The sequence below is a fragment of the Serratia sp. DFXYC6 genome (assembly GCF_057196085.1).
The window spans coordinates 1,994,765-2,017,682 of the sequence record NZ_JBXUNV010000001.1; the positions used below are offsets into that span (position 1 = coordinate 1,994,765).

The window sequence follows — 22,918 nt, forward strand, 5'->3', positions numbered from 1 at the left end:
GTCTGGTAATCCGCTGAACAAAAGGCGTATGGTATCTGTCACGTGACAAGACGGACCTCATCGGGCCCGCCATTCCTTTCACTTTTGAAGATTTGGTACGCACCGTAGATGAAAACGCATGAAATAAACAAAATTCGCCCCTTCAGCGCGCTGATAGACGCCTGCTGGCGGGAACCTTATAACCTGGCGCGGTTGCTGAAAGACGCTATCGCCGGGGTGACGGTCGGTATTATCGCCATTCCGCTGGCGATGGCGTTGGCGATCGCCAGCGGCGTGCCGCCGCAGTATGGTCTGTATACCGCCGCCATCGCCGGCATCGTCATCGCCGTCAGCGGCGGTTCGCGCTACAGCGTCTCCGGCCCCACCGCCGCCTTCGTGGTGATCCTCTATCCGGTCTCGCAGCAGTTCGGCCTGGCCGGCCTGCTGGTCGCCACGCTGATCTCCGGGGTATTTCTGCTGCTGATGGGGCTCGCGCGCTTTGGCAGGCTGATCGAGTACATTCCGCTGCCGGTGACGCTCGGCTTTACCTCCGGCATCGCCATCACCATCGCCACCATGCAGATCAAGGACTTCTTCGGCCTGCAGCTGACGCACACGCCGGAAAATTACGTCGGCAAGCTGTATGCCCTGCTGCAGGCGCTGCCGACGCTGGATATCGGCGATACCCTGATCGGCGCCGTGACGCTGCTGATTTTGATCTTCTGGCCCAAACTCGGCCTGCGGGTGCCCGGGCACCTGCCGGCGCTGCTGGCGGGCACCGCGTTGATGGGGCTGCTGACGCTGTTTGACCACCCGGTGGCGACCATCGGCTCCCGCTTCAGCTACCTGCTGGCCGATGGCAGCAGCGGCCAGGGCATTCCGCCGATCCTGCCGCAGCTGTTGCTGCCCTGGGATCTGCCGGGCGGCGGCGGGCAACCGTTCACTCTGAGTTGGCAAACCGTTTCCGCCCTGTTGCCGGCGGCGTTTTCGATGGCGATGCTCGGGGCGATCGAATCGCTGCTGTGCGCGGTGGTGCTCGACGGCATGACCGGCAAGAAGCATAACTCGAACAGCGAATTAATCGGCCAGGGTGCGGGCAACATCATCGCGCCGTTCTTCGGCGGCATCACCGCGACCGCTGCGATTGCCCGATCGGCCGCCAACGTGCGCGCCGGCGCCACCTCGCCGGTTTCCGCCATCATCCACGCGCTGCTGGTGCTGTTGGCGCTGCTGGTTCTGGCGCCGTGGCTCTCTTATCTGCCGCTGGCGGCGATGGCGGCGCTGCTGTTGATGGTCGCCTGGAACATGAGCGAGGCGCACAAAGTGATTTACCTGCTGCGCCGGGCGCCGAAGGACGACATTCTGGTGCTGCTGCTGTGCATGTCGCTGACGGTGCTGTTCGACATGGTGATCGCCATTACCGTGGGCATCGTGTTGGCGTCGCTGCTGTTTATGCGTCGCATCGCCCGCATGACGCGGCTGAGCGAGCTGAGCGCCGACGATGGCCGCCTGGTGCTGCGAGTGAATGGCCCGCTGTTCTTCGCCGCCGCCGAGCGCATCTTTAGCGAACTGCTGGCGCGCAGCGAGGATTACCGGACGATCGTGCTGCAGTGGGATGCGGTGCCGGTGCTCGACGCCGGCGGCCTGAGCGCCCTGCGGCGCTTTATCGACGCGCTGCCGGCGGATAAAAAGCTGGTGATCACCGACGTGCCGTTCCAGCCGCTGAAAACCCTGGCGCGCGCGCGGGTGCAGCCGATCGAGGGCCGCTTGCAGTTCTACCCGACGCTGCCGGAAGCGCTGGCGGCCACCGGCGCCTAAACGTAAAAAAGCCCGACGCGTCGGGCTTTTTTTTGGCGATGAGCGCTTAGTTGCTGGTATCCAGCTCCGGGAAGCTCTTCACCAGGTCGTCGATGGCTTTCATCTGCGCCAGGAACGGTTCCAGCTTGTCCAACGGCAGCGCAGACGGCCCGTCGCACTTGGCGTTGTTCGGATCCGGGTGCGCCTCGAGGAACAGCCCTGCCAGGCCAACCGCCATGCCGGCACGCGCCAGCTCGGCCACCTGAGCGCGACGGCCGCCGGACGCGGCGCCGAACGGATCGCGGGTCTGCAGCGCGTGGGTCACATCGAAGATCACCGGATGGCCGCCGGTCACGTTCTTCATCACGTTGATGCCCAGCATGTCGACCACCAGGTTGTCATAGCCAAAGTTGCTGCCGCGATCGCACAGGATCACCTGGTCGTTGCCGCCCTCTTTGAACTTGTCGACGATATTGCCCATCTGCCCCGGGCTGACGAACTGCGGCTTCTTGACGTTGATCACCGCGCCGGTTTTCGCCATCGCTTCCACCAGATCGGTCTGACGCGCCAGGAAGGCCGGCAGCTGGATCACGTCAACCACTTCGGAAACCGGCTGCGCCTGCGCCGCTTCGTGAACGTCGGTGATGATTTTCACGCCGAAGGTTTTCTTCAGCTCTTCGAAGATCTTCATCCCTTCTTCCAGGCCCGGACCGCGGTACGAGTGGATGGAAGAACGGTTGGCTTTGTCGAAAGAGGCTTTGAAAACGTAAGGGATGCCCAGTTTTTGCGTCACGGTGACGTAGTGCTCGCAGATGCTCATCGCCAGATCGCGCGATTCCAGCACGTTCATACCGCCAAACAGCACAAACGGCAGGTCGTTTGCTACGTCGATGTCGCCAATGCTAACCACTTTCTGTTTCATGCTTTCGCCTTTGTTAAGGTTGTAACCGTCGCCTTGCAAACTGCACGGAGTCATTAAATTAATGCAGCGTCACCTGTTTCGGCTCAATCGAATGGATCTGCACTTTGATCACTTCGCTGACCGGGTCTTCAGGGCACTGCTCGACAAAATAGTTGAGATCGGAAATCGCGATATGGTTGCACTCCAGCTGGGCGTAAATCAGCCCGCGGTCGCGGATCTCGTACGGATCTTCCGGATCGAAGCACAACACCGTTTCACTGGTGCGCAGCGCCATTTCCAGCTGCTTTTCTTCCATCAGAGCGGCCTTCAGCGTATCCAGCATCTTGCGCACCACCATGATGTTCTCGGATTCGTCGAGATCGTCGTCTTCCAGCTCGGCACCCAAGCCCAGGTTGCCCTTAATCCACACTTCCAGCTGGTGTTCGCTCAGGGTTTCGCCGTTCAGCGGGTTGATCAGCCACAGCTCTTCATCCAGCCAATCGGCGCGCAGGATCAGCTGAGTGGGGAAAATCACCGGCAGCAGCGGCAGATCCAGCGCGTTGGCGATGTGCAGGAAGATGGTGCCGAGCGAAACCGGCGTGCCCTGCCGCCCCTCCAGCACCTTGTCCAGCCAGATGGCGTCCGACAGGCGGTACACGCCGCTGGCGCCGCCGAATCCCCAGGTCTTGTAGAACAGTTCAATGAGCGCATCCAGTTGCTGCTCCTGAGTGATATCGGCCGGCACCACCGCGCGCGCTTCGTCCACCAGTTGTTGCAGCTTGCGCTCCACGTCGGCAGCCGGGAAATCGCGCCGCACCGACTGCGACACCAGGATCACCCCTTCGCTCAGCGGCGAGGTGTTAAATTCAAAATCAGCAATGCTACTCATAGGTATCCCATCAGAAACGGTATTTTCGTCGTGGCAAGTTTAATTATCAGGTACAGGCAGCCCAACGCCAGCACGAACGCCACGGTTCGCAGCCGCTGATTTTTGGTCTTCTTGCCCAATGCGACGTAGCCAAGCAGGATATAGATAATAACGCCAAACAGCTTCTCGGTCAGCCATGAGTCCATACCCAGCAGCGGATAAAACGCGAACGTCACCACCAGCGCGATGCCGCTGACGAACAGCAGCGTGTCATTCAGGTGCGGCGCTATCTTGACCCAGCGGCGGCCCATGATCGGCGAACGGCGCCACTGCCAAAAGAAACGCAGCACAAACAAGGTAATACTGATGGCGACCGTCAGCAAATGGAAATGTTTCAACGCGGTGTATGCAGTCATGATGCTCCCTTAAATGGCCCGGGCGTCGTTATTATGAGGGCGCTTATCCCGGCCATTGGCCGAGCGTCACGCGGTCGTTGTCGCCGTAATCACGGTGGGTGGCGACAGCGGAAAATCCGGCGGCCTGCAGCAACGCGCGCACGCTCTCACCCTGCTGCCAGCCATGTTCCAACAGCAGCCAGCCCTGCGGCTGCAGATAGTGCGGCGCCTGGCGCACGATGGCGGCCAGATCCGCCAAGCCATGCTCGGCGGCGACCAGCGCACTGCCCGGCTCGAAGCGCACGTCGCCCTGTGACAAATGCGGATCGGCGGCGTCGATATAGGGCGGATTGCTGGCGATCAGCGCGAAACGTTGCCCCGCGACGGGCGCAAACCAGCTGCCCTGTAAAAATCGGACGTTGTCGATCTTCAGCTTGTGCGCATTGTGCTGCGCCAGCGCAACCGCCTCCGGCTGCACATCGACGCCGATAGCCGAACAATCCGGGCGCTCGCTGGCCAGCGCCAGCGCAATGGCGCCGGTGCCGGTGCCGAGATCGAGGAAGTGGCAGGGTTGCGGCGGCAGGCGCGCCAGCGCCAGTTCCACCAGGCATTCGGTATCCGGGCGCGGGATCAGCGTCGCGGGCGAGACCGACAGCGGCAGCGACCAAAACTCGCGCTCGCCCACCAGATAGGCCACCGGCTCACCGCGTTCGCGGCGCGCCAGCAGCGTCTCCAGCTGCTGTTGCTGCGGCGGCGTCAGCAGGGTTTCCCCGAACGCCATCAGGAAGGTTCTGGCCTTGCCGGTCACGAAACCCAACAGGATTTCCGCGTCACGCCGGGCGCTGTCGCTGTGGGTCAAACGCGCGGCGGCGGCTTTCAGCCAGTGTTGATAATCCATCACTCTTGCTCGGCGGACAGCGCAGCCAGCTGATCGGCCTGATACTCCTGCACGATCGGCTGGATCAGCATGTCCAGTTTGCCTTCCATCACTTCATCCAGACGGTAGAGCGTCAGGTTGATGCGGTGGTCGGTCACCCGCCCCTGCGGGAAGTTGTAGGTGCGGTTGCGATCGGAACGATCGCCGCTGCCCAGCAGGTTGCGGCGAGTGGACGCCTCGGCTTGCTGGCGCTTGGCCATCTCGGCGGCGCGAATGCGCGCGCCCAGCACCGACATCGCCTTGGCTTTGTTTTTGTGCTGTGAACGTTCGTCCTGGCACTCCACCACGATGCCGGTCGGCAGGTGGGTAATGCGGATCGCCGAATCGGTGGTGTTAACGTGCTGACCGCCGGCGCCGGAGGAGCGGAAGGTGTCGATTTTCAGATCGCCCGGGTTGATGTCCGGCAGCTCGGCTTCCGGCACTTCCGGCATCACCGCCACGGTGCAGGCGGAGGTGTGGATGCGCCCCTGGGATTCGGTTTCCGGCACGCGCTGCACGCGGTGGCCGCCGGATTCAAACTTCAGCTGGCCGTACACGCCGTCGCCGGAAACTTTGGCGATCACTTCTTTGAAGCCGCCGTGCTCGCCTTCGTTGGCGCTCATCACCTCGACGCGCCACCGGCGGCCTTCGGCGTAACGGCTGTACATGCGGAACAGATCGCCGGCGAAGATCGCCGCCTCATCGCCGCCGGTGCCGGCGCGCACTTCGAGGAAACAGCTGCGCTCATCATCCGGATCTTTCGGCAGCAGCAACACCTGCAGCTGCTGTTCCAGCGCTTCGCTGCTCGCCCGCGCCTGTTTCAGCTCTTCCTGCGCCATCTCGCGCATTTCCGGATCGTCCAGCATCATTTCCGCCGTCTCCAGATCCTCCTGCACCTGACGCCATTCCAGGAAGCAGCGGCTGACGTCGGTCAGCTGCGCGTATTCTCGCGACAGCGCGCGGAACCGGTCTTGGTCGGCGATAACGCCGGCATCGCCGAGCAGCGCCTGCACTTCTTCATGGCGCTCTTGTAACGCTTCCAGTTTGGCAACAATAGAAGGCTTCATGCGTGGTAATAAACCCTGTTAATAGAGAAAACTAATGCTGATCCAGCCCGAGGCTGTCGCGTAATAACTGCAACCGCTCCACGTCACCGTCGCCGGCGGCCTGCTGGAGGGATTTGGTAGGGGCATGAATAAGACGGTTGGTCAGTTTATGGGCCAGCTCGTGAATAACCTGCTCCACGTTGGCGCCCTGCGCGATGGCGGCCAGCGCTTTGGCCTCCATCTCTGCGCGGATCTGGTCGGCCTGCGAACGGTAGTCGCGGATGGTTTCCACCGCGCCCTGCGAACGCAGCCAGGCCATAAAGTTGGTGCTTTCCTGCTGCACGATCGATTCCGCCTGCACCGCCGCCGCTTTGCGCTGCGCCAGGTTGCTTTGAATGATGGCGTGCAGATCGTCCACGCTGTACAGATAAGCGTTGGCCAGCTTGCCGACCTCCGGCTCGATATCGCGCGGTACGGCGATATCCACCAGCAGCATCGGCTGGTTGCGGCGCGCTTTCAGCGCCCGCTCCACCATCCCCTTGCCGATGATCGGCAGCGGGCTGGCGGTGGAACTGATGATGATGTCGGCGTCCGCCAGGCGTTCGTCGATTTCCGGCAGGGTGATCACTTCCGCGCCGACTTCGTCCGCCAGCAGCTGCGCGCGCTCGCGGGTGCGGTTGGCGATGATCATGTGCCGCACTTTGTGTTCGCGCAGGTGGCGCGCCACCAGCTCGATGGTTTCACCGGCGCCCACCAGCAAGACGTTGAGATCGGCCAGCGATTCGAAGATCTGCCGCGCCAGCGTACAGGCGGCGAACGCCACGGAGACTGCGCTGGCGCCGATTTCGGTTTCGGTGCGCACGCGCTTGGCGACGGAGAAGGATTTCTGGAACAGACGCTCTAACTCGCCGGACAGCGACTGGCCGCGTTGTGACTCGGCGAAGGCCTTTTTCACCTGGCCGAGGATTTGCGGTTCGCCCAGCACCAGCGAATCCAACCCGCTGGCCACCCGCATCAGATGGCTGACCGCGTCATTGCCTTGATGCCAGTAGAGGCTTTTCTTCACCTCTTCCGGACGCAGATTGTGGTAGGCGCACAGCCAGGCGACCAGCTGCTCGTGCATGTGTTCCTGCTGCTCCACGCTGAGGTACAGCTCGGTGCGGTTGCAGGTGGACAACACGACGCCGCCCTGCACCAACGGTTGTTGGAGCAAGCTGGTCAGCGCCTCATCGATGGACTCTGGCGAGAAGGTCACCCTTTCACGCAGAGAAACCGGAGCGGTTTTGTGATTTATACCTAACGCCAGCAGGGTCATTGCTTCGAGTAATACTTCTGTTGGTACGGGTTCTCGTTGAGCGGCATTCTACTTGATGCGCGGGATCAATAAAAGTAACAACCGCATCTTCCGTTCAATCGCTGTCATAGACGACATCAATTAATGAATAAGTAATAAATACAGCGGGATAAATAGTCAAAGGGTAGGTTGATGGTTTAAATTTTAGCGCAGTTTGCGAAGACGCGCACGCTATTCGGCGCACATAACGTTGGCGTTTGCGCAACTCTGCACCGCTTATCGGGAGCGCCTCCCCCGCCTTCAGGCGATTGTGTTACGCTTAATGGCAACCCCGACGCGCGCGCCGCGTTGGCACTACGCCGATAAACGCGGCAAGATTCAACGCGATGCAGCAAAAAATTGACGCGCCGCCGCCGCCCCGTTAGCGTGAGCGCTGAATCCGGGTTTCGTCGCGCATGCCCGCAAGGACAAAAGGACAAGAAAAAGTTATGCCAATACGCAAAGTTAGTTTGCTCCGTCTGATCCCGCTGGCCAGCCTGGTGCTGGCCGCTTGTACCACCACCAAGCCAACCGGCCCGGCCACCAGCCCGACCTCACCGCAGTGGCGCGCCCATGAGCAGGCGGTGCAGCAGCTTAGCACCTATCAGACCCGCGGCTCTTTCGCCTACTTGTCTGATCAGAAAAAAGTCTATGCCCGCTTCTTCTGGCAGCAGTTTTCGCCGGAGCGCTACCGCCTGCTACTGACTAACCCGCTGGGCAGCACGGAAATGGATCTCAACGTACAGAAAAACGTGGTGCAGCTGACCGACAACCAGGGCAAACGCTACGTCAGCGACAACCCGGAAGAGATGATCCGCAAGCTGACCGGGATGGCGATCCCGCTGAACAACCTGCGCCAGTGGATGGTCGGCCTGCCGGGCGAAGCCAGCGATTTTGCGCTGGATGACCAATATCGCCTGAGCAAACTGACCTACCAGCAAGGCGGTCAAACCTGGAAAGTGGATTACCAGAGCTACAGCACCGAGGTGCAGCCGACGCTGCCGAACCGTTTGGAGCTGCAGCAGGGCGACCAACGCATCAAGCTGAAAATGGATAACTGGACGCTCAAATGATCCGCCAGTGGCCCTCCCCCGCGAAGCTCAACCTGTTTCTGTACATCACCGGCCGTCGTGAAGACGGCTATCACCTGCTGCAGACGATGTTCCAGTTTTTGGACTACGGCGACACCCTGACCATTGACCCGCGCCAGGACGATCGCATTAACCTGCTGACGCCGGTCGACGGCGTGCCGGACGAGCAGAACCTGATCGTGCGCGCCGCCCGCCTGCTGCAGCGCTATTGTGATGAACAGGGTCTGCAGACCGCACCGCGCGGCGCCGACATCAGCATCGACAAGCGCCTGCCGATGGGCGGCGGCCTAGGCGGCGGCTCTTCCAACGCCGCCACCGTGCTGGTGGCGCTGAACGAACTGTGGCGCTGCGGCCTTGACGACGACCAACTGGCTGCGTTGGGGCTTAGCCTCGGCGCCGACGTGCCGGTGTTCGTGCGCGGCCACGCCGCCTTCGCCGAAGGCATCGGCGAGCGCCTGCAGCCGGCCGAGCCGCAGGAAAAATGGTATCTGGTGGCGCATCCCGGCGTCGGCATCCCGACGCCGGTTATCTTCGGCGACGCCGAATTGAAAAGGGACACCCCGGTTCGCTCCTTAAGTGAGCTGTTGCAGGCGCCGTACGCAAATGATTGCGAACCGATCGCAAGAAAACGTTTTCGCGAGGTTGAACAGCTTCTTTCATGGCTGTTAGAATACGCCCCGTCACGCCTGACTGGCACAGGTGCTTGTGTGTTTGCTGAATTCGACACAGAAATCGCCGCCCGTCAGGTGTTAAATCAAGCCCCGGAGTGGTTGTGTGGTTTTGTAGCGCGCGGCGTTAACGTCTCCCCACTACATCGCATTCGTTCCGGGCGGTTTGAGTCGTAGCTCAACGTTTCGCTGCGCAGGGTCATGCACACCTGGCCCTGTTATCCCTGCGCTGCCTGCGGTCTCAATTTTAGTTTTACATACCCGTATGTATATTGCGCCGGCGTCGCCGACTGCCCCTTGGCGATGTCGTATGACAATATCTTCTCTGGACGCAAGCCTGAGGTTCTTCTCGTGCCTGATATGAAGCTTTTTGCTGGTAACGCCACCCCGGAACTAGCACAACGTATTGCCAACCGTTTGTACACCAGCCTTGGTGACGCCGCTGTAGGTCGTTTTAGCGACGGCGAAGTGAGCGTGCAAATCAACGAAAATGTACGCGGCGGTGATATTTTCATCATCCAGTCCACCTGTGCCCCGACCAACGACAACCTGATGGAACTGGTTGTGATGGTCGACGCCCTGCGTCGCGCCTCCGCAGGTCGTATTACCGCCGTTATCCCTTACTTCGGCTATGCCCGCCAGGATCGCCGCGTGCGTTCCGCGCGTGTGCCAATCACCGCCAAGGTGGTTGCCGATTTCCTCTCCAGCGTAGGGGTTGACCGCGTTCTGACGGTGGATCTGCATGCTGAGCAGATTCAAGGCTTCTTCGACGTACCGGTAGACAACGTGTTCGGCAGCCCGATCCTGCTGGAAGACATGCTGCAGCAGAACCTGGAAAACCCGATCGTGGTTTCCCCGGACATCGGCGGCGTCGTGCGCGCCCGCGCCATCGCCAAACTGCTGAACGACACCGACATGGCCATCATCGACAAACGCCGCCCGCGCGCGAACGTTTCTCAGGTGATGCACATCATCGGTGACGTGGCAGGCCGCGACTGCGTGCTGGTCGACGACATGATCGACACCGGCGGCACCTTGTGTAAAGCGGCTGAAGCGTTGAAAGAACGCGGTGCCAAGCGCGTATTCGCCTACGCGACGCACCCGATCTTCTCCGGCAACGCCGTGGACAACATCAAGAACTCGGTGATTGATGAAGTGATCGTCTGCGACACCATTCCGCTGTCGCCGGAAATCAAGGCACTGAAAAACGTTCGCACTCTGACCCTGTCCGGCATGCTGGCTGAAGCCATCCGCCGCATCAGCAACGAAGAGTCGATCTCTGCGATGTTCGAGCATTAATTCGTCGTCTTTCCGGTGCGGCGCCCACTGCGCCGGAAAGATAGCGCGCCCGACAGCAGAAAAAGAAAAACCCGTTGGTGCGCGAGCAACAACGGGTTTTCTACTTGTAGTCCGACATGACCTCAAACCTTAATGCACGGCAGATGTTCCCTTGCCCCGCTCTTGCTTCCCTTCTGCTTTTTTAATCAATGCGACGAACGATGTTGATCGTTGCGGCACCGTTTATCAAAGTGTTTTACCCACCAGTAGCGATCCGCCACCTGTTCGCGGCCGCCGATACGCGCGCCCACCAGCCACAACAGCGCGCCGACGAAGATGCTCATGATGGCGCCGTGGGCGAAAAATTGCGGCAGATTGAACTGGGATACTTCAGCAATAATTGAGTATCCGACACCGCCGATCATCACGACCAGCCCCAGCCCCATAAAAAAGTTGCCCACTCTGTCCGCGCTTCTACGTTTCATATGCCACCTCCATGATTGCCATGTGCCAACCGGGATAACGCTGCAACTTGTTAACCCACTTTGATAAGTTAAGTATAGTCCCTGTTGTGGCAAGGGGATTGCGGAGGCGATCACAAATGGTAAAGAATTATTGACACTTCTTAACACGGCGCTGAAAATTAGCGGACAAATTGAATTATTCAGCTAATGAATCATTCGTTTTTCTTACCCAGGGTGACGGCAGAGATCGGGTTTTGTCATTCATCGCCCCGACAGGTAGACTAAGGCCCTTTCCATTACCCTGATCATAGCGAATCTCCCAGTGAGCAGTATTAAATTGATAGTCGGTCTCGCCAACCCGGGCGCGGAATACGCCCAGACACGCCACAACGCCGGCGCCTGGTACGTCGATCTGCTGGCCCAGCGCCACAATCAGCAGTTAAAAGAAGAGAGCAAGTTCTTCGGCTACACCGCCCGTTTGAACCTGGCGGGCAACGACGTGCGCCTGCTGGTGCCGACCACCTTCATGAACCTGAGCGGCAAAGCGGTGCTGGCGATGGCCAACTTCTACCGCATCGAACCCAGCGAGATCCTGGTGGCGCACGACGAGCTGGATCTGCCGCCCGGCGTGGCCAAAATCAAGCTCGGCGGCGGCAACGGTGGCCACAACGGCCTGAAAGACATCCAAAACAAGTTCGGCAACAACCCGAACTTCTATCGCCTGCGCATCGGCATCGGCCATCCGGGCGACAAGAACAAGGTGGTGGGCTTCGTGCTCGGCAAGCCGCCGGCCAGCGAACAGAAGATGATTGACGAAGCGATCGACGAGTCGCTGCGCTGCACCGAAATGCTGATGAAGGACGGGCTGGAAAAAACCGTTCAGCGCCTGCACAGCTTCAAGGCGCAGGCCTGAACCCTGCCCGCTGCCTGCTTTTAGCCGCGCGGGTTGAAGGTTTCCTCGCCCACGCGGCGCTCATCGGCGGTGAAGCCCTCTTCCGCCACGTAATACTGCGGATCGTCCAGCTCATGGCTGCAGAACGGCCCGGCGCGCTTGAGCAGGCGCACGCAGTCACTGCTCAGGTGGCGCAGACGAATGCTTTTCCCCGCCGCCAGATAACGCGCCGTCAGCTTATCGATCGCCTCCACGCCGCTGGAATCCATCACCCGGGTGCCGGCAAAATCCAGCACCACATTCTGCGCATCGCTCTGCGGATCGAACAGCTCGGCGAAAGCCGCGGCGGAGCCGAAGAACAGCGGGCCATCCAGTTGATACACCGCCACGTCGCCCGTCACCTGCCGCTGGCGCACGCGGATGCGCGCCTGCTGCCAGGCGAACACCAGCGCTGAGATAATCACCCCGCTGATCACCGCCACCGCCAGATCGGTAAAGATGGTGATCAGCGTGACGACGATCATTACCAGCGCGTCGGCTTTCGGCATGCGGCGCAAGCGGCGCAGCGAGCTCCACTCGAAGGTGTTGTAACACACCACCAGCATCACCCCGGCCAGCGCCGCCACCGGCAGCAGGCCGATATAGCGCGACAGGCTGACCACGAACAGAATCAGCAGGATGGCGCCCACCGTACCGGAGATGCGCCCGCGCCCGCCCGAGGTGAAGTTGATGATCGACTGGCCGATCATCGCGCAGCCGGCGAAGCAGCCGAACAGGCCGCATACCGCGTTACCGGCGCCCTGCGCGATACTCTCGCGATTGCCGTTGCCCTTCTTGCCGCCCATTTCATCCAGCACCGTCATGGTCAGCAGCGATTCAATCAAACCGACCAGGGCGATCACCACCGCATAGGGCAGCACCACCCGCACCATCTCCAGGGTAAACGGCGCCGTCGGCAGACTAAAGTGCGGCAGCGCGCCGGAAATGTCCGCCAGATCGCCCACCCGCAGCGTGTGCAGGTTGAGGCCGATGGCCAACGCCGAGACCACCAGCAGCGCCGCCAGCGAAGACGGAATGGCTTTGGTCAGGCGCGGGAACAGCACCACCACCGCAATCGCCAGCGCCACCAGGCCGTACATCAGCGGCCCCTGCCCGGCGATCATCTTCAGCTGCGCCAGCATGATGACGATCGCCAGGCCGTTGACGAAGCCGTGGATCGCCGGCAGCGGCACCAGACGAATGAACTTGCCCAGCCGGAAGGCGCCGATCAGGATTTGAATCGCCCCGGCAAACAGCGTGGCCCACAGCACGTAACCCATGCCGTACTGCGCCGCCAGGCTCATCAGCACCACCACAATGGAGCCGGCGGCGCCGGAAACCATGCCCGGTTTGCCGCCGAACAGCGCCGTGACCAGGCCGATAATAAACGCGGTATGCAAGCCGACAATTGGCGAAAGACCGGCGACCAGCGAAAAGCCGACCGCCTCGGGGATCATCGAAACCGCCACCACAAAGCCCGCCAGGACTTCATTTTTAACGTCCGCGATCCTGACGTTACTCAGATTAAACATGCATTATTCACTTATGACAGATGACATCATCTCCCCGCGTAGCGGGTATGGGGAGCCGCAAGGGGCGGCAGAGTGCAGGCGGGCACAGCTCAGGGTGGCGTAGGCAAGAAATACATCCGGCGCGTTTCCTGTCGGTTAATCGGAATGGCCAGTATGGGTAAATGTGATCCAAATCTCAAATAAAAACCGGCCGTCCGCGCTGCGTTCGCCCCGGCCAAGCAAGTCTGATCGAGATAAACGCCCATTACGTGTATAATGGCGGCATTATTTTGCCCTTTATGCAGTCGGTTAAATCTAACCAGCTGATAGTTAAGATATTTAAGGTGATTACAACATGGGATTCAAATGCGGTATCGTCGGCCTGCCTAACGTAGGCAAATCCACCCTGTTCAACGCGTTGACCAAAGCGGGCATTGAAGCAGCCAACTTCCCGTTCTGCACCATTGAACCGAACACCGGTGTGGTGCCGATGCCCGATCCGCGTCTGGATAAGCTGGCCGAGATCGTCAAGCCGCAGCGCATTCTGCCAACCACCATGGAATTCGTCGACATCGCCGGCCTGGTGAAAGGCGCGTCTAAAGGTGAAGGCCTGGGCAACCAGTTCCTGACCAACATCCGCGAAACCGAAGCCATCGGCCACGTGGTGCGCTGCTTCGAGAACGACAACATCATTCACGTCAACAACAAGGTCGATCCGGCCGAAGATATCGACGTCATCAACACCGAGTTGGCGCTGTCTGACCTGGACACCTGCGAACGCGCTATCCACCGCGTGCAGAAAAAAGCCAAAGGCGGCGACAAAGACGCCAAGGCCGAGCTGGCGGCGCTGGAGAAATGCCTGCCGCACCTGGAAAACGCCGGCATGCTGCGCGCGCTGGATCTGACTGCGGAAGACAAAGCGGCGATCAAATACCTGAGCTTCCTGACGCTGAAGCCGACCATGTACATCGCCAACGTCAACGAAGACGGCTTCGAGAACAACCCGTACCTGGACACCGTGCGTAAAATCGCCGATGCCGAAGGCTCCGTGGTAGTTGCCGTGTGCGCCGCTGTGGAATCCGATATCGCCGAGCTGGAAGACGAAGAGCGCGACGAGTTCATGGCCGAGCTGGGCCTGGAAGAGCCGGGCCTGAACCGCGTGATCCGCGCCGGTTACGAGCTGCTGAACCTGCAAACCTACTTCACCGCCGGCGTGAAAGAAGTGCGCGCCTGGACCATCCCGGTCGGCGCCACCGCCCCGCAGGCGGCCGGCAAGATCCACACCGACTTCGAGAAAGGCTTTATCCGCGCCCAAACCATCTCCTATGACGACTTCATCACCTACAAGGGTGAGCAAGGCGCCAAAGAAGCCGGCAAAATGCGTTCCGAAGGTAAAGACTACATCGTCAAAGACGGCGACGTGATGAACTTCTTGTTCAACGTCTAACCCCTTCCCCGCAGCGTTTCTCTCCGCTGCCGGAAACGGAAAAATCCACGCTTCGGCGTGGATTTTTTGTTTTCGGGAAGGAACCCACCAGCGCTTGAAGCAGTGCGGCATCGCCCCAGCAGAACCTTTATTTATTTAATCGAGGGAAAAGCGCCAGACCGTTATTCCGGTTGAAACTTGCTTTCTGGGCATCCGTCAGGTTTGTCTCGGCGTCGAGAATATGATTAAACTTAGCGGCGACGGACTCAGGCGCATAAGGATAATCGCTGCCGAACAGAATATTGTTATGATTCGCAAACGTCAGCAGGCTGGAAAATGCATTCGGGCCGGAAGACAATGCGGTATCAAAATAAAAACGCTTAAATTTATCGTTCAATTCCTGAGCTGACGGCCCATTTGGATTAAGCGATTCCGCCAGCAATGTAAAGCGCAGAACGGCATAAGGCAGGAATCCGCCGGCATGCGAAAGAATAATTTTCACGTTAGGATAATTGTCCATAATGCCGTTCAACACCATATGGACGGCATTGCGGGCAGTATCAAACGGATAATCAACCAAGGGACCCGGAACGCCATCCAGCAAATCCATGATGGGATGACCAGGGTGAATGAAAACAACGGCAGAGCGTTGATTTAGTGCAGCCCAAAGCGGAGCCCACTTTTTATCCCCTAAATAAACCCCTTCATAGTTGGTTAATAACACCACGCCATCGGCTTTCAGCACATCCAGCGCATACTCCACTTCCAGCACCGCCCCCTCAACGTCCGGCAACGGCACTGTCGCGAAGTTACCAAACCGCGTAGGGTATTTCGCCACCAGATCCGCCGTATACTCATTGACTTTTCTGGCCATATCGCGGCGCGCCTGGCCTTCCCAGCCAACCACGCTCGGCGCGGTTAACGACAGGACGCTGGTCGCTATTTGCTGTTTGTCCATATAGCCCAGATGGTCGTCCGCCGTCCATTTGGGCAGAGACCAACCGGATGGATCGCCGCCGTGGCTGGGCAGCGCGCTGCCCCAAAAAGGTGGGACCAGGTGAGTATGAACATCGATTCTGGCTAATGAATTCATTTAACGCCTCCACTATGCATATATTCGGTCTTTGAAACAGATAGCAACATGCTGAGTGTTGTTGACTAACCCGCATTCCAGAAATAATCTACACTTTAACGTGAGTTCTATTAGAGTGTATTTTCATGGTCGCTATATATCCAATTCATTTTTTTGAACAACTGATGCAGGAATCTAATCCATGAATTTTCGCCATATCCAGGCATTCCTGGCTCTCGTTGAAGAAAAACATTTCGGCAAGGCGGCTAAGCGAATTCATGTTACACAGTCGGCTTTCAGCATGCAGATAAAAGCGCTGGAAGAAGAAATTGGTGCACCACTTTTTATTCGCACCAACCGCAATGTCGAACTTACCGAAGTAGGAGAGATATTTTTAAAAAATGCACCGGATATTTATGAAAAAATAAAAAGCGCGCTTGACGAAACCAAAGCAGCAGCGAAAGGTGAGAATGGCAATGTGCGCATCGGATTTGTCGGCAATGCCGTCGCGGCGGGATTAGTCACCGCCGATATTCATCGATTTAAAGCAGATCATCCCGGCGTTAACTTCCGCGCCAAAGAGATGTCTTACTGGAAACAAATCGATGAGATCGTCAACGGAAATATCGACGTCAGCTACTGCCCCAATCTGGATCTCAAAATCCCACCGGGGCTCGGCCTTATACCCATTAAAAAGTTTGACTGGGTCGTCGTGATTCAGGAAGACTCCGATCTGGCGAAAAAAGAGACCTTGAAAAAAGAAGACCTCTCGGGACGAGACTTTATCATCTACTCGGAAAACAGCGGAGACGATGGCCAGCTTCGTATCCTGAAAGCCATTCTTGAAGAAGACGTCCAGGTTTCCTATCGGCTGGACAGCACACTAAGCGTGCTCGCCATGGTGGCTTCTGGCCTGGGCATCGCTATCGTTCCTTCTACACTATCCTCAATCAAGCTGCCTAACATTACCTACAGAGCGATCCCCGGTGTCGATAACGTGACTGAGTTTTTTTTCATCTATCGTGAGAATGAAAAATCCGCCATCGTTAATGCCTTCATATCAGATGTAAAAAGTAGTCTATGACTTTCGTCGATTTCTCCTCCCCCCACGCTTAATCTCGCCCCTCTTTGAACGCGAAGATCAAAACCGACACTCATAGCTGCCTTTAAGCATTGGGCATTCCGAAGACGCCGCTACCCCTCCCACGCCGAAGGCCGGTTCTCCTTGCGCCACCTCTCCCCGGCCGCCGTTCCCGGCGCCGGCGGTTTCAATCCGTCTATCGTCCACAGCGGGAACGGCGTTTCGTCCACGTGCAGCTCCCAGCGCAGCCCGCGTGCGGCGATGTAGGGTTGCAGGATGCGGGTGCAGGCCGCCAGAAATTGCTGCTGCTCCGCGTCGTTGTCCATGGCGCGCGCGATATGGTCGATGGTCACGCGCACGAAGTCATCGGCCGGTTCGCCGCCAAGATAGGCCGAACCTGTCGGCAACGCATGGAAGAAGACGTTGACGTAGAAACGCGGCAAAAAGTCCTGGTACAGGGCGGTGACCTTCTGCGCAATCGCGCGTTTATCGGCGGCGCTGAAGGCCGGTTCGGGGTGGTAGATCTGCCACAGTGGCATCGCGTTGTCTCCTAGGTTTTCCGGCCGGCGTTCAGGCCATCAGCCGTTGTTAAACGAAAACTCCAATAATAAGAGTAATAACTCCAATTATTGAAGTTATCAAGCCGAGGCGATAACATTCTCGGCAATCAGGCGGCAAGCGGAGGTAAGGCAACGTGAAAGCAAAAGGGTTTGAAGGTATGACGTGCTCGGTGGCGCACGTGCTGTCGGCACTGGGCGATCGCTGGGGCGCGATTCTCATGCGCGATCTATTGCTGGGGCTCTCGCGCTATGACGATTTGCGCCAATCGACCGGCATCACCAACAATACGCTGACCGATCGCCTCAAGGCCCTGGAAAGCCACGGCCTTATCGAAAAGCGGCAATACCAGACGCGTCCCGATCGCTACGAGTATCTGCCGACGGAGAAGGGAAAAGATCTCGGGCTGCTGGTGATGGCGATGATTCAGATTGGCGACAAATGGAATCTGTCCGAGCTGGCCGGGCCGCCGCTGCGCGTAGTTGACCGCGTGACCGGCCACCCCGCCACCCTGCGCGTGGTAGATGCCGTGACCGGCGAATCTCTGCCGCCGCAAAGCCTGGCGCTGGCCGCCGGGCCCGGCGCCGATGAGATCACGCGATGGCGGCTGGCCGTAGGCCAGGCCTGTTAACGGCGCGCTACAGCAGCGCAATCATCTTCAGCAGTTCCACCCGATTACGGATGCCGAACTTCTTGCCGGCATTGTTGAGGTGCGAATAAACGGTTTTCGGGTGCAAATTCAGCCGCCGCGCAGTCTGGCGGATATCTTCCGTACGGGCGGTTTCACACAACACCGCCGCCTCGCCAGGCGTGATCGCCGCCGCCCGATGCCGGCTCACCACGCGCCGTTCGCCCGTCTCTTCACGGCGGACTAGCGCCGCGCAGGTTTCCCGCACCACCCGCAGCGCTTCCCGTTTGTGCAAAATCGCATCCGGCTGCGCCGCCGCGATAAATGCCAGGATCAGCGGCGAAGTCTTATCGACGAAGAACAGTATCCGGACGCCTTCATATTCAGCACGTGAGGCGTGAATAAATCGCAAATACGCTTCGAACCGGTAAATTTCATGGGGAAAATCCATGATAATTAAATCAGGCGCAGGGCTTATATTTTTAATAATATTAATATTGGGCGAGGATAAGGTTATCACTCCTTCTCCCAATAATGTTTTCATCCCCAAACAGCACAGCGGCGAACCGTCGATATAAATCACTCTCACTTTAATTCTCCTTATCAGCGTGAAAGTATGCTTCCACACCTCAGGCGGCTTGTCGCTGCTCTTTTTTGGGGTAATTCGCCTGCAAAGCACACCGATATAAAACATCTTGATAACATGTTTTTCAAATAATCACGCAACAGCCAGCACTTTGATTAATACGCAAAAAAGGCATGAATGTTTCAAATTATTTCATAAACAAAAGCCGACGATCCAATAAAAACGCAACGCAATGATATAGATCTATTTTCCATTTTGTATGATATAAGCAAAAATGAAAATAAATGTAACAACCCGCATCGCAAACTTATTACCATGCGGAAAACACCTATAGGGAAAATTCTTAGTTTGTTAGGATGAAAATCCATGTTTGCCGACGCGTTTAAAAAACAATTGCGCAACATGATTAATCAACAAACGCACGTCAGTAATTTATTACTGTCAGGAAAGCTTTTCTCTAAAGTTAATTAAAGGGTATTTCACATGAATGTTAAATTAGTCGCATTATCCATGCTGGCTCTCTCCGGCGCCTGTGCGGCCGCCTCGTCCAATACCGTGCAATTCAAAGGCGAAGTCAGCACGCAAACCTGTTCGGTGAATATTAACGGCAACCAATCCAACCCGGTCGTGTTGCTGCCAACCGTCGCCGCCAGCAAACTCGCCACCAAAGGCGCCACCGCCGGCGACACCACCTTTACCGTTAACGTCACGGGTTGTGCGGCGGCGACCAGCGATACGGCGATCAAAACCGTGTTGGCGGGCAACAACCCGACCACCAACGGCAATCTGGGCAACGCGGGCGATGCGGCCAAGGTGTCCATTCAACTGCTGGACAGCGACGCCACCACGCCGCTGTCATTCGCCAGCGGTTCGACCGTCACCACGTCGGCGATGACGCTGGCGAAAGACGCCACCTCCACCTCGCAGAACCTGGTGGCCCGCTACTACGCGGAAGACACCGGCGTGGCGGCCGGTTCGGTGATCGCCACCGCCCAGTTCGCCATTAGCTACAAATAAGCCGGCGTCAGGCGCCATACCTGTTGATGCCAGCGCCGTTCCTTAGCGGACGGCGCTGAATGACTCGCTTCTTTATCGGTTCACGTTTATGCCGCAGATATCCCGTTCCGCCCGCCGATGGGCCGCCCTGTCGCTTTGCCTGATGAGTTTTGCCGCCACCCACGCCTTGGCCAGCGTAACGCTGCTCGGCAACCGCGTGATCTACCCCGCCGAGGCGCGGGAGAAAACGCTGCAGTTCACCAACGATGACGGCGCCCCGGCGCTGATGCAGATCTGGCTCGACATCAACAACCCGCAGTCCACGCCGGAAAACGCCGATGCGCCCTTTGTCGCCTCGCCGCAAATCTTCCGCATGGATCCGCACAGCGGGCAAATGGTGCGGCTGTCGTTCGTCGGCCAGCCGCTGGCGCGCGATCGCGAATCGCTGTTCCACCTCAACTTCCTGCAGGTCCCCGCCGTGCGTCAGACGGACAGCGACAAGAACAAACTGCTGCTGGTGGTCACCAACCGGCTGAAAGTGTTCTATCGCCCGGCCGGGCTGGCCGGCGACGCCAACCACGTCATCGATCGCCTTAGCCTGCGTCAGGTCGGCAACGCGCTGCGCGTCGACAACCCGACCGGCTACTACGCCAACGTCAGCCAGGCGGTAATTCTGAGCGGTGCGAAGCGCAGCGCCATTCCGCAGGCGGATCTGATCCCGCCGTTTTCACAGGCCAATTGGCCTGTGAACGGGGAAGTGCGGCAGGTCGCGCTGCGCGTCATCAATGACTACGGGGTGGAAATCACGCGCACCCTGAACGTCGCGCGCTGAAACCAGACAGGGAGGTTTTCATGTTCGATGTCCGCAAGGCGACGCCGTTGCCCGCACGCTGGTGCTGCGCGCTGCTGGCGCTGCCGTTGGGCTGCGCCGCCGCCGACGGCTACACCTTCGATCCCGCGCTGCTGCGCGGCAGCGTGCTGAGCAACAGCGCCCTGAGCCAGTTCAACCAGCAGGACGCCGTCGCCCCCGGCAGCTATCAGATCGATCTGTACCTCAACGGCCAGTTTCTCGAGCGCGATCAAATTCGCTTCGTGCGCGCAGGCCAGCAGGTGCTGCCCTGTTTCGATCGGCCGCAGCTGACGCGCTTCGGGCTGAAAAATCCGCCGGCGGCCAAAACGGCATGCCTGCTGCCCGGCCGGGATCTGAAGGACATCATGGTGAACGCCGATATCTCGCGGCTGCGGCTGGATCTCAGCATTCCGCAGGCGCTGTTGAACGGCCGGCCGCGCGGCAGCGTCAATCCCGCCAGCCTGGACAGCGGCGAATCAATGGCCTTCGTCAATTACAACCTCAACCAGTACCACGTCAGCTACCGGCAGGGGCAAACCCGCGATCTCGATTCGACCTACGCCAACCTGAACGGCGGGTTCAACCTCGGGCTCTGGCGCTACCGCCAGCAGTCCAGCTACCGCTACGATCGGGAGTTCGGCGGTCACCTGGACACCAGCCGCCGCTACGTGCAGCGCGCAATCCTGCCCTGGCGCAGCGAAATGCTGTTGGGCGAAGGCTTTACCGACGGGCACTTCTTCTCCGGCCTGGGCTTTCGCGGCATTCAGCTCAGCTCGGACGATCGCATGCTGCCGGATTCACAGCGCGGCTATGCGCCGGTGGTGCGCGGCGTGGCGAAAAGCAACGCGCGCGTGACGGTGCTGCAGGGTAAAAGCACGCTGTACGAAACCACCGTGGCGCCGGGGCCGTTCGCCATCAACGATCTGTACGCCACCAACTACGCCGGCGATCTGACCGTGGTGGTGACCGAAGCCGACGGCAGCGTCAGCACCTTCACCGTGCCGTTCGCCGCGGTGCCGGAATCCATTCGCCCCGGCCAGTCGCGCTACTCCGCCATCGTCGGCCGTTCCCGCTACGTCGGCGACAACGATCTGTTCAGCGAAGTGACCTGGCAGCACGGCCTGACCAACGCCCTGACCTTCAACCTCGGCAATCAGCTGGCGGACGGCTACCAGGCGATGATGTTGGGCGGCGTGTACAGCAGCTGGCTGGGCGCCTTCGGCATGGATACCACCTATTCCCACGCCAGCCTGCCGGACGGCGGCGCCTCCGGCTGGATGCTGCACCTCTCTTACAGCCGAACTTTCAGCCCGACGGACACCACGCTATCCATCGCCGGCTACCGCTACTCTACCGAAGGCTTTCGCGATCTCAGCGACGTGCTCGGCGTGCGGCGCGCCGCCGTTACCGGCCAAAACTGGCAGTCCGACTCCTACCACCAGCGTTCGCGTTTCGAGGTGGCCGTCAATCAGGGCATGGGCGCGTTCGGCAGCCTGACGATGTCCGGCTCGACTCAGGACTACCGCGATCAGCGCGGCCGCGACAATCAGCTCCAGCTGGGCTGGGGGAAAACCTTCGGCAACGGCGTGGCGCTTAACCTCTCCGTCACCCGCACCCGCAGCCTGGGCTACAGCAACGGCGACTACCGCGGCTACGGGCCGCTGGATAACGTCTACAGCGCGCCGCTGGCGCAGAACGCGCAGACCGTCACCGCCCTGTCGCTGAGCTTCCCGCTCGGGCGTTCATCATCCGCCCCCAGCGTCTCGCTGCTGGCCAACCACAGCCAGGGTCAGGGCGGCAACTATCAGGCTGCGCTGTCGGGCAGCGTCGGCGACGAACAGCCGGTCAGTTACGGCCTGAACTTCACCACCGACGACGATCGCCAACAAAGCGTCTGGGGCGGCAACCTGCAAACCCGCCTGCCTTACGCCAACGTCACCGGCTCGTTCTCCACCGCGCGCCAGTACCGACAAGGCTCCCTGTCGCTGCAGGGCGCGGTGGTGGCGCACCGCGGCGGCGTGACATTAGGGCCGTATGTCGGCGACACCTTCGCCCTGATCGAAGCGCCCGGCGCCAGCGGCGCACGGGTGATGGACGGCCAGGGCGCGCGCGTCGATCGCTTCGGCTATGCGCTGGCGCCGTCGCTGGTGCCCTATCACTACAACACCGTCGCACTGAACCCCGAGGGCATGAACGACAAAGCGGAACTGGAAGACGGCCAGCGGCGCGTGGCTCCTTATGCCGGTGCCACGGTGCGCCTGCGCTTCAACACCGTGCGCGGCCAGGCGCTGCTGATCACCGCACAGCGGCCCGATAACGCACCGATCCCGATGGGCGCCAACGTCCTTGACGCGGCAGGCAACAGCGTGGGCATGGTCGGCCAGGCCAACCAGGTGTACCTACGCAGCGATCGGAGCGCCGGCGAACTGACGCTGAACTGGGGCGACGCGCCCGGCCAGCAGTGCACGCTGCATTATCGCCTGCCCGCCGCGGAAGACAGCCCGATTCAGCGGCTCAGCGCCCCATGCCGCTAGCCCGTTTAA

Annotated in this window: 22 protein-coding genes; 11 read left to right on the forward strand and 11 right to left on the reverse strand. The window is 59.5% G+C overall.

What is annotated here, in order from left to right:
* Positions 1–108 precede the first annotated feature (108 nt).
* Positions 109–1,797, forward strand: coding sequence for a C4-dicarboxylic acid transporter DauA (gene dauA, locus AC2CGQ_RS09790; protein WP_015377577.1), 1,689 nt, complete (start codon positions 109–111; stop codon positions 1,795–1,797).
* 46 nt (positions 1,798–1,843) lie between these two features.
* Here dauA and kdsA read toward each other — a convergent pair whose 3' ends face one another.
* From kdsA to hemA, 6 genes are read right to left on the reverse strand one after another with little or no spacing between them, the layout of a single operon-like run.
* On the reverse strand, positions 1,844–2,698 hold the full coding sequence (gene kdsA / locus AC2CGQ_RS09795) for a 3-deoxy-8-phosphooctulonate synthase (RefSeq protein ID WP_004941087.1): 855 nt from the start codon (positions 2,696–2,698) through the stop codon (positions 1,844–1,846).
* Positions 2,699–2,756: 58 nt separating this feature from the next.
* On the reverse strand, positions 2,757–3,566 hold the full coding sequence (gene sirB1 / locus AC2CGQ_RS09800; protein ID WP_015377575.1) for an invasion regulator SirB1: 810 nt from the start codon (positions 3,564–3,566) through the stop codon (positions 2,757–2,759).
* Positions 3,563–3,964 (reverse strand): SirB2 family protein, encoded by a 402-nt coding sequence (locus AC2CGQ_RS09805; protein WP_484593719.1) that lies wholly within the window; start codon positions 3,962–3,964, stop codon positions 3,563–3,565. The genes sirB1 and AC2CGQ_RS09805 overlap by 4 nt, the downstream gene beginning before the upstream one ends.
* 40 nt (positions 3,965–4,004) lie before the next feature.
* Complete coding sequence (gene prmC / locus AC2CGQ_RS09810) at positions 4,005–4,838, reverse strand: peptide chain release factor N(5)-glutamine methyltransferase (protein ID WP_049188211.1); 834 nt, start codon at positions 4,836–4,838, stop codon at positions 4,005–4,007.
* Entirely contained in the window at positions 4,838–5,923 is a 1,086-nt protein-coding gene (gene prfA, locus AC2CGQ_RS09815) for a peptide chain release factor 1 (protein ID WP_015377573.1), read from the reverse strand. Before prfA ends, prmC begins: the two co-directional genes overlap by 1 nt.
* Before the next feature lie 31 nt (positions 5,924–5,954).
* Positions 5,955–7,217, reverse strand: a complete 1,263-nt coding sequence (hemA, locus tag AC2CGQ_RS09820; RefSeq protein WP_019454778.1) for a glutamyl-tRNA reductase — start codon at positions 7,215–7,217, stop codon at positions 5,955–5,957.
* 467 nt (positions 7,218–7,684) lie between these two features.
* Here hemA and lolB point away from each other — a divergent pair, with 467 nt between their 5' ends.
* The 3 genes from lolB (at position 7,685) to prs (ending at position 10,293) form a co-directional block, all read left to right on the forward strand.
* Positions 7,685–8,308: a lipoprotein insertase outer membrane protein LolB gene (gene lolB, locus AC2CGQ_RS09825; RefSeq protein ID WP_004941069.1), complete on the forward strand. Its 624-nt coding sequence runs from the start codon at positions 7,685–7,687 to the stop codon at positions 8,306–8,308.
* Positions 8,305–9,171, forward strand: a complete 867-nt coding sequence (ispE, locus tag AC2CGQ_RS09830) for a 4-(cytidine 5'-diphospho)-2-C-methyl-D-erythritol kinase (RefSeq protein ID WP_484593637.1) — start codon at positions 8,305–8,307, stop codon at positions 9,169–9,171. The genes lolB and ispE overlap by 4 nt, the downstream gene beginning before the upstream one ends.
* A 174-nt stretch (positions 9,172–9,345) precedes the next feature.
* Complete coding sequence (gene prs / locus AC2CGQ_RS09835; RefSeq protein WP_004941061.1) at positions 9,346–10,293, forward strand: ribose-phosphate diphosphokinase; 948 nt, start codon at positions 9,346–9,348, stop codon at positions 10,291–10,293.
* Positions 10,294–10,478: 185 nt separating this feature from the next.
* Here the strand turns inward: prs and ychH are convergent, their stop codons facing one another.
* Positions 10,479–10,757 (reverse strand): stress-induced protein YchH, encoded by a 279-nt coding sequence (gene ychH, locus AC2CGQ_RS09840; RefSeq protein WP_004941056.1) that lies wholly within the window; start codon positions 10,755–10,757, stop codon positions 10,479–10,481.
* A gap of 301 nt (positions 10,758–11,058) precedes the next feature.
* Here ychH and pth point away from each other — a divergent pair, with 301 nt between their 5' ends.
* The gene (pth, locus tag AC2CGQ_RS09845) at positions 11,059–11,649 is read left to right on the forward strand and encodes an aminoacyl-tRNA hydrolase (protein ID WP_021504829.1); all 591 of its coding nucleotides are present in this window, start codon (positions 11,059–11,061) and stop codon (positions 11,647–11,649) included.
* 20 nt (positions 11,650–11,669) lie between these two features.
* Here the strand turns inward: pth and AC2CGQ_RS09850 are convergent, their stop codons facing one another.
* On the reverse strand, positions 11,670–13,199 hold the full coding sequence (locus tag AC2CGQ_RS09850) for a SulP family inorganic anion transporter (protein WP_484593638.1): 1,530 nt from the start codon (positions 13,197–13,199) through the stop codon (positions 11,670–11,672).
* Positions 13,200–13,533: 334 nt separating this feature from the next.
* Between AC2CGQ_RS09850 and ychF the strand changes: the two genes are divergently transcribed.
* Complete coding sequence (ychF, locus tag AC2CGQ_RS09855) at positions 13,534–14,625, forward strand: redox-regulated ATPase YchF (RefSeq protein ID WP_033633304.1); 1,092 nt, start codon at positions 13,534–13,536, stop codon at positions 14,623–14,625.
* A gap of 127 nt (positions 14,626–14,752) precedes the next feature.
* Here ychF and AC2CGQ_RS09860 read toward each other — a convergent pair whose 3' ends face one another.
* Entirely contained in the window at positions 14,753–15,697 is a 945-nt protein-coding gene (locus AC2CGQ_RS09860) for an amidohydrolase family protein (RefSeq protein ID WP_049240237.1), read from the reverse strand.
* A gap of 181 nt (positions 15,698–15,878) precedes the next feature.
* On the opposite strand from AC2CGQ_RS09860, the gene AC2CGQ_RS09865 reads away from it, so the two are divergent.
* Entirely contained in the window at positions 15,879–16,760 is an 882-nt protein-coding gene (locus AC2CGQ_RS09865; protein ID WP_484593639.1) for a LysR family transcriptional regulator, read from the forward strand.
* A 110-nt stretch (positions 16,761–16,870) separates the two neighbouring features.
* Here AC2CGQ_RS09865 and AC2CGQ_RS09870 read toward each other — a convergent pair whose 3' ends face one another.
* Positions 16,871–17,296: a tautomerase family protein gene (locus AC2CGQ_RS09870; RefSeq protein ID WP_049240239.1), complete on the reverse strand. Its 426-nt coding sequence runs from the start codon at positions 17,294–17,296 to the stop codon at positions 16,871–16,873.
* A 179-nt stretch (positions 17,297–17,475) separates the two neighbouring features.
* Here AC2CGQ_RS09870 and AC2CGQ_RS09875 point away from each other — a divergent pair, with 179 nt between their 5' ends.
* Complete coding sequence (locus AC2CGQ_RS09875) at positions 17,476–17,946, forward strand: winged helix-turn-helix transcriptional regulator (protein ID WP_243750858.1); 471 nt, start codon at positions 17,476–17,478, stop codon at positions 17,944–17,946.
* A gap of 7 nt (positions 17,947–17,953) precedes the next feature.
* On the opposite strand, the gene AC2CGQ_RS09880 is transcribed toward AC2CGQ_RS09875, so the two are convergent.
* Positions 17,954–18,637 carry a helix-turn-helix transcriptional regulator gene (locus tag AC2CGQ_RS09880; RefSeq protein WP_232471582.1) on the reverse strand — a complete coding sequence of 228 codons (684 nt, stop codon included), beginning with the start codon at positions 18,635–18,637 and terminating at the stop codon, positions 17,954–17,956.
* A 375-nt stretch (positions 18,638–19,012) separates the two neighbouring features.
* On the opposite strand from AC2CGQ_RS09880, the gene AC2CGQ_RS09885 reads away from it, so the two are divergent.
* The 3 genes from AC2CGQ_RS09885 (at position 19,013) to AC2CGQ_RS09895 (ending at position 22,909) form a co-directional block, all read left to right on the forward strand.
* The gene (locus AC2CGQ_RS09885; protein WP_015377562.1) at positions 19,013–19,546 is read left to right on the forward strand and encodes a fimbrial protein; all 534 of its coding nucleotides are present in this window, start codon (positions 19,013–19,015) and stop codon (positions 19,544–19,546) included.
* An 88-nt stretch (positions 19,547–19,634) separates the two neighbouring features.
* Complete coding sequence (locus tag AC2CGQ_RS09890; RefSeq protein ID WP_484593640.1) at positions 19,635–20,357, forward strand: fimbrial biogenesis chaperone; 723 nt, start codon at positions 19,635–19,637, stop codon at positions 20,355–20,357.
* 20 nt (positions 20,358–20,377) lie between these two features.
* Positions 20,378–22,909: a fimbria/pilus outer membrane usher protein gene (locus AC2CGQ_RS09895; RefSeq protein ID WP_484593641.1), complete on the forward strand. Its 2,532-nt coding sequence runs from the start codon at positions 20,378–20,380 to the stop codon at positions 22,907–22,909.
* The last annotated feature ends 9 nt before the right edge of the window (positions 22,910–22,918 follow it).